The 9,863-nt window shown below is 73.2% G+C and carries 9 protein-coding genes and 1 pseudogene; 5 read left to right on the top strand and 5 right to left on the bottom strand.

The window, feature by feature from the left end:
- Positions 1 to 641 (top strand): annotated as a pseudogene (locus ME121_RS31785) (hypothetical protein); the annotation flags it as partial.
- A gap of 81 nt (positions 642 to 722) precedes the next feature.
- Here the strand turns inward: ME121_RS31785 and ME121_RS31780 are convergent.
- The gene (locus tag ME121_RS31780; RefSeq protein ID WP_059410256.1) at positions 723 to 1,364 is read right to left on the bottom strand and encodes a YqgE/AlgH family protein; all 642 of its coding nucleotides are present in this window, start codon (positions 1,362 to 1,364) and stop codon (positions 723 to 725) included.
- A 115-nt stretch (positions 1,365 to 1,479) separates the two neighbouring features.
- On the opposite strand from ME121_RS31780, the gene ME121_RS31775 reads away from it, so the two are divergent.
- The 3 genes from ME121_RS31775 (at position 1,480) to ME121_RS31765 (ending at position 3,208) form a co-directional block, all read left to right on the top strand.
- Positions 1,480 to 1,893 carry a hypothetical protein gene (locus ME121_RS31775; protein ID WP_059410255.1) on the top strand — a complete coding sequence of 138 codons (414 nt, stop codon included), beginning with the start codon at positions 1,480 to 1,482 and terminating at the stop codon, positions 1,891 to 1,893.
- A gap of 102 nt (positions 1,894 to 1,995) precedes the next feature.
- Entirely contained in the window at positions 1,996 to 2,475 is a 480-nt protein-coding gene (locus tag ME121_RS31770; RefSeq protein WP_012320846.1) for a peroxiredoxin, read from the top strand.
- A 91-nt stretch (positions 2,476 to 2,566) separates the two neighbouring features.
- Positions 2,567 to 3,208 carry a DedA family protein gene (locus tag ME121_RS31765; protein ID WP_012320845.1) on the top strand — a complete coding sequence of 214 codons (642 nt, stop codon included), beginning with the start codon at positions 2,567 to 2,569 and terminating at the stop codon, positions 3,206 to 3,208.
- Between the two features lie 6 nt (positions 3,209 to 3,214).
- On the opposite strand, the gene ME121_RS31760 is transcribed toward ME121_RS31765, so the two are convergent.
- Both ME121_RS31760 and ME121_RS31755 read right to left on the bottom strand, forming a co-directional pair.
- Positions 3,215 to 3,964, bottom strand: a complete 750-nt coding sequence (locus ME121_RS31760) for a restriction endonuclease (RefSeq protein WP_024829065.1) — start codon at positions 3,962 to 3,964, stop codon at positions 3,215 to 3,217.
- Positions 3,965 to 4,074: 110 nt separating this feature from the next.
- Positions 4,075 to 4,488 (bottom strand): Ros/MucR family transcriptional regulator, encoded by a 414-nt coding sequence (locus ME121_RS31755; protein WP_012320843.1) that lies wholly within the window; start codon positions 4,486 to 4,488, stop codon positions 4,075 to 4,077.
- Between the two features lie 402 nt (positions 4,489 to 4,890).
- Here ME121_RS31755 and ME121_RS31750 point away from each other — a divergent pair, with 402 nt between their 5' ends.
- Positions 4,891 to 7,566, top strand: a complete 2,676-nt coding sequence (locus tag ME121_RS31750; RefSeq protein ID WP_059410254.1) for a bifunctional acetate--CoA ligase family protein/GNAT family N-acetyltransferase — start codon at positions 4,891 to 4,893, stop codon at positions 7,564 to 7,566.
- Positions 7,567 to 7,623: 57 nt separating this feature from the next.
- Here ME121_RS31750 and ME121_RS31745 read toward each other — a convergent pair whose 3' ends face one another.
- Positions 7,624 to 8,157 (bottom strand): Dps family protein, encoded by a 534-nt coding sequence (locus ME121_RS31745; RefSeq protein WP_012320841.1) that lies wholly within the window; start codon positions 8,155 to 8,157, stop codon positions 7,624 to 7,626.
- Positions 8,158 to 8,293: 136 nt separating this feature from the next.
- Positions 8,294 to 9,863: L,D-transpeptidase family protein (locus tag ME121_RS31740; RefSeq protein ID WP_059410253.1), on the bottom strand; the 1,570-nt coding region annotated here is incomplete at its 5' end.

The raw sequence follows: 9,863 nt of genomic DNA, 5'->3' as shown, positions 1-9,863 counted from the left end.
CCGTCACGGCGCGGATCAAGCTGCCCGGGACCAAGATCTCGCAGCCGGCGGAGTCGTGCACGGTGCCGCTCGCGGGCGGCAATCCGGTGACGCTCACCGCCGAGGGCAAGCCCGAGGGCGTGCCGCGCTTCGAGGCCGCCGGGGCCGAGTGCCCGCTGCGCTTCGACGTGACCGACGGCGGCGTGCTGGTCTCGAGCCTGGGTTCGGGCCCGGTCTGCACCTTCTCGGCGGCGGACTGCGCGACCACGCCGGTCGGCCTCTGGGGGCCGGGCGCCGCGACCCTGATCCCGCGGGCCGGGGAGTTCGACACGGCCCGCGGCGTGGCCGACAAGGCCGTCCGGGACAATTACAAGCTGATGACCCAGCGGGCCCGACGCGAGGACGTGCGGCCGATCGTCAGCGAGCAGGCCGCCTTCTCGTCGGACCGGGAGCAGCTCTGCCGTACCTACGCGCGCGAGGGCACGCACGGGTTCTGCCATCTGCGGGTGACGGAGAACCGCGCCCTGGCCCTGGCCACCCGGCTCGGCGCCAACACGGCGACGCCCACCGCCGCCGTGGCACCCCGCCGGCCGCGTCCCAAGCCGGCCGTCGAGGGCATGAACCCGGACGCGGTCGGCGGCGGCGACGCGCTGCCCGAATAGGCGGCCCGCGCAGGACCGCCGACGCGACGCGGCGGCGCGACCGGGGACGGCGGATTCGAGGCGCCGGAGCGCGCGGCCGGGTCAGGCCCGGCCGGCGGTCATCGACAGCATCGCCGGGTCGATGCCGTTGGCCCGCAGGGCGAGGTCGTACTTGGCGTCGAGGTCGGCGTTGAAGATCAGCGCCGGATCGGCCGGGCAGTTGAGCCAGCCGTTGGCCATGATCTCGCTCTCCAGCTGCCCGGCCTGCCAGCCGGCATAGCCGAGCGCCAGCACGGCGCTGGCCGGGCCGTCCCCGCTGGCGATGGCCCGGAGGATCTCCACGGTCGCGGTCAGGCAGATGCCGTCGTCGATGATCAGCGTCGATTGCTGGATGTGGAAATCGTCGCTGTGGAGCACGAAGCCGCGCCGCCCCTCCACCGGGCCGCCCATCAGGACCGGCATGTGGCCGACCCGCTCGCGCAGGCGAATCGCGTCCGCCTCGGGCGCGACGTCGAGCTGGACCAGGAGGTCCGGCATGCTGATGTCGGTCGCCGCCTTGTTGACGATAATGCCCATGGCCCCGTCGGCGGAATGGGCGCAGACGTAGATCACCGAGCGGGCGAAGCGCTCGTCGGCCATGCCGGGCATGGCCACGAGGAACTGCCCGTCGAGGAAGTGCGGGCCCGACAGCTCCGTCCGGAGCGGCGACGCGGCCTTCCCGGCCTGCGACGACGCTTCCGACATGGGATCAGGCCTGCGGTGCGGAGGGTGCGCCATCCGTCCATGCTACGCCGCGCCCCTCCGTTGTCCAGCGGGCAATAGGGACGCGGCCAGCCTCCCTCAAGCTTGTGCGGGTCTCATGCGCGCCGCAGAATGTCCCGGCCGGCACGCGAAGGCGATCGTTCCGGCCACGTTCGAGACCGTGACCATCGTGGCTGGCTCCGCCTCTCAGGCCGCGTTCGCCATCGAGGAGCAGCGCGCGCGGATCGAGCGCGCGCACGAGGAGACGCGGAAGTTCGTCGCCGAGCAGCACAAGCTGATCGCCGAGCAGTCGAAACTGGCCGCGGAGCAGACCAGGCTGGCGGCCGAGCAGGTCAAGATGACGGCCGAGGCTTCGAAGACGGCCGTCGAGCAGACCAAGCTCGCGGCCGAGGCCGCCAAGATCGGCCGGCACCGGAGTCTCGCGCCCTGGCAGGTGGCGCTGTCTGGCATGACGGCCGGGGCCGCGCTGTTCGGCGCCGGGGCGGCCTTCGTCAAGCTTCTCGGACCGTGAGCCGCAGGCTGCTCCCGATCCTCGACAGGCACCCCCTGCCACGCTAGGTCAGGCGCGCTGCTCACGCGCGCCATCCCAGCGCGCGACAACGAGGGACCCGCGATGATCCAGGTCGGCGACCACCTGCCCCAGGCCACCTTCCGGGTGATCGGCCCCGAGGGCCCGATCGCGCGCACCACCGACGACGTGTTCAAGGGCAGGCGCGTGGTCCTGATCGGCGTGCCGGGCGCGTTCACCCCCAGCTGCCACCGCAACCACCTGCCGGGCTTCGTCACCCACAGGGACGAGATCCTCGGGCGGGGCATCGACGCCATCGCGGTGACGAGCGTCAACGACGTGTTCGTGCTCGACGCGTGGTCGAAGGCGAGCGGCGCCGAGGGGCTGGAATTCCTCGCCGACGGCAACGCCGATTTCGCCAAGGCCATCGGCCTGGAGATGGACGGCACGGGCTTCGGTCTCGGGATGCGCTCGAAGCGCTACTCGATGCTGGTCGAGGACGGCGTCGTCCGGATCCTCAACGTCGAGGAGACGCCCTCGAAGGCCGAGGTTTCCGGGGCCGAGGCCCTGCTGAAGGTCCTCTGAGCGCGCCGCGCGCCGCAGGGCGGCCCTCTTAAGGCCACGTTCCGTCCGCTTGTGTCGCCGGGCTCTGCCCGGAGACCGGCCCGAGGACCGCATGGCCTTCCTGAACGACCTGCCCATCGCCGACCTGATCGCGAATTACGGATACATCGCGATCTTCGTGGTCATCACCCTCGAGAGCGCCGGCGTGCCGTGCCCCGGCGAGACGGTGCTGATCTCGGCCGCCGTCTACGCCGGCAGCACCGGCAACCTGAATATCGGCCTGGTCATCGCCGCGGCGGCGGCGGCGGCGATCCTGGGCGACAATGTCGGCTACTGGGCGGGGCGGCGCTGGGGCATGCCGCTGCTGCTCCGCTACGGCCACCTCATCGCCCTCGATCACGGGCGGCTCAAGCTCGGCCAGTACCTGTTCCGCCAGCACGGCGGGAAGATCGTGTTCTTCGGCCGCTTCACCGCGATGCTGCGCGCCTACGCGGCCCTGCTCGCCGGGGTCAACCGGCTGGACGCGCGCCGCTTCTTCGCCTTCAACGCCCTCGGCGGCATCGTCTGGGCCGGCAGCATGGGCCTCGGCTCGTACTATTGCGGGCGCCAGATCGAGCACATCGTCGGCCCGGTGGGCCTGACCCTGCTGGCGCTGGTGGTGTTCGGCGGCCTGGCCCTGTGGCTGTTCGTGCGCCGCCACGAGGCGCGCCTGCTCAGCGAGGCGGAGATCGCCATCCCGGGCCCGCTCGCCTGAGGATCGTCACGCCTCCGCGAGGTCGATCGCCTCGAGGGCGTCGTGGTGCAGCAGGAGCACGCCGGTGGCCGTGGCCAGCCGGCGCGCCGCCGGCGTGAAGCCGGCGTTCGACACCACGGCGGCCCGGTCCCCGTCCCAGTAGCGCAGCGCCGCGGCGGCTTCCTGAACGGCGGCGTTGCCCACGGGCTTGCTCAGCCGCTTGCACTGCACGACGAGGCGCAGCCCGTCCCGCACCGCCACGATGTCGGCGCCCTGGTCGCCGCTCGCCGGCGTCCGGTGCGCGCGCCAGCCGGCCCGGACCAGGCGCTCGGCGCAGTAGCGCTCGTAGTCGAGCCCGTCGCCGGGCGCCTCGTCCTCGTCCGGGAGCGCGACGGCGGCCGCCTCGGCCTCGATGATCGCCAGCATCCGCGCGTGCTCCGCCTCGGCGAGGTCGGCGAAGCGGGGACCGAGCTGCGGCAGGACGGTCCGCTCGAGGAAGTACGCCCGCTCGCGCAGCCAGCCGTCCTCGATCCAGTTGCCGTAGGGGTCGCTGTAGCTCTCCTGACGCCGCCGCAGCGCCAGCGTCTCGGCATGGGCCCGGGCGATCCGCCGCACCCGGGCCCGGAACCGGCGCGGGCGCCCGAGATGCCGCAGCAGGACGAGCCCGAGGGCGAGCCCCGTCACGGCGAGCGCCGGCCGGCCGTACCAGAGCCCGAACGGGAGGCCGATCACGGCCGTCCAGAACAGGCGGGCGACGAGGCTGGGCTTGCCGGACATCGGGTCTCTGGGGCGCTGACGGGCCCCGGACCCTCGCAAGCGCGGCTTGCCCGATGCCTAATCCGGCTCCGAAAGCTGTGGACGCGGACGCGGACGAGAGCGCCGCGCCGTCAGCCCTTCCGGCGCTGGTGGCCGAGGCCCATGCTCTTGGCGAGGCTGGACCGCGCCGCGGCGTAGTTCGGCGCCACCATCGGGTAGTCGGGCGGCAGGCCCCATTTCCCGCGATACTCCTCGGGCGTCAGGTTGTAGTGCGTCCGCAGGTGGCGCTTCAGCGACTTGAACTTCTTGCCGTCCTCCAGGCAGACGATGAAGTCGGGCTGGACCGAGCGCCGGACCGGCACGGCAGGCCGCAGCTCCTCCGCCGGCGGGGCGGACGGCTCGCCGAGCCCGTGCAGCGTCGCGTGGATGGCCGCGATCAGCCCGGGCAGTTCCGGCGCGGGGACCGGATTGTTGCTCACGAAGGCCGACACGATGTCGACGGACAGCGTGAGATAGTCCGGTTGCCCTTCACCCGTGGCGTCCATCCCATAACCTCCACTCGATCCCAGCCGGCCACCGACCGCCGGCGCCGGCCGGAATCTGTCTCTGCTCGACCCGATACAGGGTAGTTAAGAGGCAGTTACTATGGTGGTGTGAATTTAATAGCAAGACCAATCCACACACGCCCACAAGTCCCGTCTTAGAGTGGATAAAGGGCGCTCGATATTGAACAAAAGGCGGTCTGGCTGCCTCGCGGGCGTCGACCAGACGATTTCCGCCCTGTGCGTGCCGACCGGGCGTTGCAGGCGCGCCGGATCGCGCCATCTGGGAGGGCGGCGGGCGCCCGGGCGTCTCGCCCGGTCGGACGTGAGCGAGGGGACCAGATGCGTGCCGCCAGGAACGGCTTGCGGGACCTCGTCCCGTGACGGCGCCGTGAGTCGCCGGTCGTGAGCACCTACCGGTTCGACAAGCTGCTGGCGCCCCGCTCGATCGCCCTGGTCGGGGCGGTGGGGCGCGCGGGCTCGCTGGGGCGCAGCGTGCTCGACAGCCTGCGCGCCGCCGGGTTCCCCGGCGCGATCATGCCGGTCCAGCCCGATCAGGCGACCGTCGAGGGGCTGCCCTGTGTGCCGCGGGTCGCGGACCTGCCCGCCGCCCCCGACCTCGTCCTGATCGCGGTGCCGCCGCCGAGCGTGCCCGAGGTCGTCGCGCAGGCCGCCGCGATCGGCGCCGGGGCGGCCGTGATCCTCACGGCGCGGCTCGGCTCCGGGCCGGAGGATCCCGGCCCGGTCGCCCACGGGATCGCCCGCGCCCACGGCCTGCGCCTGCTCGGGCCCGACAGCGCCGGCCTCGCGGTCCCGGGCGCCAAGCTCAATGCAAGCCTGTTCGCCCACGCGCCCCTGGCCGGCGACCTCGCCCTCGTCTCGCAATCCGGCACGGTCGCGGCCGCCATCGTCGCCTGGGGCGCCCGCCACGGCACGGGCTTCTCGGCGGTGCTGTCGCTCGGCAGCGTCCTCGACATCGGCGTGGCCGACTGCCTCGACCATTTCGCCGCAGATTACCGCACCCGCGCGATCCTGCTCTGCCTGGACCGGGTCGCGGATGCCCGCAGGTTCATGTCGGCCGCCCGCGCCGCCGCCCGGGCCAAGCCCGTCGTGGTCCTGCGGGCCGGCCGGCACCGGCCCGACACCCGCGCCGCCGTCACCCATACCGGCGCCCTGGCCCGCCCGGACGCGGTCTACGCCGCGGCCTTCCGGCGGGCCGGCCTGCTGGCCGTGCCGGACCTCGACGCGATGTTCTCCGCCGTGGAGACCCTGGGGCGGCAGCGGCCGTTCCCCGGCCACCGGCTGGCGATCGTGTCGAACGGCCGCGGCATCGGCCTCCTCGCCGCGGACCGGCTGATCGAGCGGGCCGGGACCCTGGCGGCGCCCGCCGAGGCGGAGGGCCGCGCGCCGGGCAATCCCCTCGATCTCGGCATCGAGGCCGCTGGCCCGGCCTTCGCGGCCGCCCTGACGCCGCTGCTGACGGATCGGACGAGCGACGCCGTGCTGGCGATCCACGTGCCGACCGTCCGCTCGGAGGCGGGCGCGGTGGCCGAGGCCGTCGCCGCGACGGTCAAGGCCGCCCGCGCCGGCCAGACCCGCAAGAAGCCGGTCTTCGCGGTCACGCTCGGCGACGCGGAGGCGGCGCGCGAGACCTTCGCGCAGGCCGGGATCCCGCATTTCACCACCGATTCCGAGGCGATCGAGGGCTTCCTGCACCTCGTCCGCTACCGCGAGGCCCAGGACGACCTGATGCGCACGCCGGACTCGCTGCCGCGGGACTTTTCCCCCGACATGGCGCGGGCCCGCTCGATCGTCGCCGGCGCCCTGCGCCAGGGCGCCGCCTGGCTCGACCCGGTGGCGGTGAACGGCCTCCTGCAGGCCTACGGGATCCCGACCGTCCCGATCACGCTCGCCCCCGACACGGCCGCGGCCGCGGCGGCCGCGTGGCCGATCATCGCGGCGGGCGGGACGGTGGCGCTGAAGGTCGTCTCGCCGGACATCGTGCACAAGTCCGACATCGGCGGCGTCCATCTCGACCTGACCAGCGAGGCCGACGTCGCGGAGGCCGCCCGCAGCATCCTCGCCCGCGCCCGCCGGGAGCGGCCCGACGCCCGGGTGACCGGCTTCGCAGTCCAGCCCATGGTCCGCCGCGGCCAGCGCCGGGAGCTGATCGCCGGCCTCGCCGAGGACGCGGTCTTCGGCCCGGTGGTGGTGTTCGGCCGGGGCGGGACCGCCGTGGAGGTGATCGACGACCGCGCCCTCGGCCTGCCGCCGCTCGACCTGACCCTGGCGCGCGACCTCATCGCCCGCACCCGGGTCGCGCGGCGCCTGGAGGCCTACCGCGACGTTCCGGCGGCCGATCTCGGGGCGATCGCGCTGACGCTGGTGAAGCTGTCCCAGCTCGCCGCGGACCTGCCGCAGGTGCGCGAGCTCGACATCAACCCGCTCCTGGCCGACGAGACCGGCGTGCTGGCCCTGGACGCCCGGGTCCGGATCGGGCGCGCGGAGCGCGGCGCCCACGGCCGCGGCCACCCGCGCTTCGCGATCCGGCCCTATCCGGCCGAGTGGATCCGCACGCTCAACCTCAAGGACCGGACGGTCCGAGTGCGGCCCGTGCGCCCGGAGGACGAGGGCCTGTTCCTGGCCTTCTTCAAGGGGCTCGACCCGGAGGATCTGCGGCTGCGGTTCTTCGGTCCGGTGCGCGAGTTCAGCCACGCCTTCCTGGCCCGCCTGACGCAGCTCGACTACGCCCGCGCCATCGCGTTCGTGGCCACGGAGATCGAGCCGGGCGGCGGCGAGCGCATGCTCGGGGCGGTCCGGCTCCACGCCGACGCCAACCACGAGAGCGGCGAGTACGCGATCGCGGTGGGCCGCGACGCCCGCGGGACGGGCCTCGCCTTCGCGCTGATGCGCCTGATGATCGACTGGGCGCGGTCCGAGGGGATCGGGCGGGTCGAGGGCACGGTCCTGGCCGAGAATCGGCCGATGCTCGCGGTCTGCCGCCGACTCGGCTTCGCGCAGGGGCGCGACCCGGACGATCCGGGCCTCGTGAAGGTGCACCTCGATCTCGCCGCCGGTTAGCGGCGGCGCGACGCGGCCCGACCCGGCACCGGCCGTGCCGAGGCCGGGCGGCGCGGCTCAGTGGCCGCTGTCGGTCGCGTTGCGGGTGGTCTCGTAGAGGAACCACGTCCGCTCCTCGGACTGGTCGATCCACTCCTCGAGCTGCGAGGTGGTCGCCACGTCGCCGGCCTCGTCGGTGACGCCGTGGAGCGTCCGCATGTTGGCGGTGAGGGCCTTGTTGTCGTCGCGCAGCTCCTTGAGCATGTCGAGGGGCGAGACGTACTCGGCGTCGTTGTCGGCCACGCGGGTCAGGCTCTTCGCCTGGCCGAGCGAGCGCAGGACCGTGCCGCCGATCTTGCGGGCGCGCTCGTTCACCGCGTCGATGATCTCGAAGATCTGGGCCGACTGCTCGTCCAGCAGGAGGTGGTAGTCGCGGAAATGGGGTCCGCTCATGTGCCAGTGAAAGTTCTTGGTCTTGATGTAGAGCGCGAACAGGTCCGAGCTCAGGATCGTCAGGCCCTCGGCGATCGTCCGGACGTCGCTCGGATCGAGGTCGGTCGGGGTGTTCAGGCGCGCGCTCTCGATGCGGCTGCTCGGCTTGGCCTTGGCCATGGTCGTCTCCCGTGCGGTTCGGTGGCTCGGCGCGTCGAACCGTCTCTCCGGGGAGCGGCCGCCGCGCCTTCTGCGAGCCAATGACCGGCCCGTCGGGAGGTTCCGCCGTTCCGAGAATCGCATGGCTGGGTTGGCTTTAGCGGATAGGTTCGACGGATTCCAAACTGCGGGGCTCCGGGCCGGGCCGGGCCGCCGCCGGCTTGGCGGGGGCGGGCCTTGCCGGTGCGGGCCTGGCCACGGCGGCCCGCGCCGGGACCGGCTTCGCGTCGTGGGCGGCACCGGGCCGGGGCGTGGCCGGCGCGGTGGTGGCGGGGGTCGGCTTCGCGGCGCCCGCGTCCGCAGCCGCCGCGGGCGGGATCGTGCCGGTGGCGGCGGGCTCGGCCGCCGGCGTGTCGAGGTTGTAGATGTCGTCGCGGAAATGCGCCTTCCCGTCCGGCGTGGCGTAGCCGGTGAGATACACGAAGGTCACCGGGATCGGCTTGGCGAGCTTGATGTCGCGGCGCTCGCCGTCGGCGATGCCGGTCTCGATCTCGATGGGGCCCCAACTCGTGCCCGGCCCGTTGGGGCCGTCCGTGCCCTGCAGCAGCCAGCCGACGAGTTCCTTCACCTGTCCGACCCGGACGCAGCCGTGGCTGTGGAAGCGCACGCTCGCGGCGAAGAGCGACTTCGCCGGCGTATCGTGCATGTAGACGGCAAAGCGGTTCGGCATGTCGATGCGCACCTGGCCGAGCGAATTGTCGAAGCCGGGATCCTGGCGCAGCGTGTAGTTGACGGCCTTCTCGCCCGCCCAGTCGATCCGGGTCGGGTCGACCTCGCCCGCCGGGCTGAGGATCCGGATGTGGTTCTTGGCGAGATAGCCCGGATTCCTGCGCATCTGCGGGATGATCTCGTTCTTCACCACCGAGGCCGGGACCGTCCAAGTCGGGTTGAAGTTGATGTCGGTGATCCGCGTCTCCACCGGCGGCGTCGCCTTGTCGGGGGAACCGACCACCGCGACGTAGCGGCGCGCGACGGCGCCGTTCTCCACCGCCTCCACGGCGGCGGACGGGATGTTGACCACCACGTAGCGCTCGCCGAACGGGAATTTCGAGCCCATCAGCCGGGCCGCCGAGGCGGCGAGCTGCCGCTGGCGCACCGCGGCCGGCACGTTGAGCGCGTTGATGGTGAGCCGGCCCAGGACGCCGCTGTCGGGCAGGCCGTGACGGGCCTGGAACGCCGCGATCGCCGCCACCAGCGGCGGGTCGAGGCGGTCGTTCGGTGGCGCGTCCGCCGGCAGGTCGCCGGTGAGCGTCAGGTGGTGGCGCAGGGCGGGGATCGCCGGGTGGCGCTCGCCGGGCTTGAGGCGCGCGAGATCCTCGGGCAGCCGCTCCCAGCCGCCGGCCTCCGCGAAGGCCGCGTAGCGCTCGGCCGCCCGGAGCGTGTCGAGGAACGTCCGCGACGTCAGCGTCGGGTTCGGGTCGGTGGAGACCTTGGCGTAGACCAGCGGCGCCGGCTTGCGCGACTTCTTGGCCGCCTCCTGAGGCTTGGCCTGCTGCGCCCTGGTCTCCGACGCCTTGGTGTCCTGGACCTTCGCGCTCTGGGCCTTGGCATCCTGCGCCTTGCCCTGCACCGGGACAGGCTCCGGCACGACCTCGGTCGCCCTGGGCTCGGGCGGCTTGGTCTCGGCCCGCTTGGTGTCCGCCTGGCCGGCGGCGCCCTTCGCCTCG

Source organism: Methylobacterium sp. ME121, assembly GCF_000974725.1.
Taxonomy (GTDB): Bacteria; Pseudomonadota; Alphaproteobacteria; order Rhizobiales; family Beijerinckiaceae; genus Methylobacterium; species Methylobacterium radiotolerans.
The sequence above is the reverse complement of the archived record's forward strand: the minus strand, read 5'-3'. Positions and strand labels throughout refer to the sequence as shown.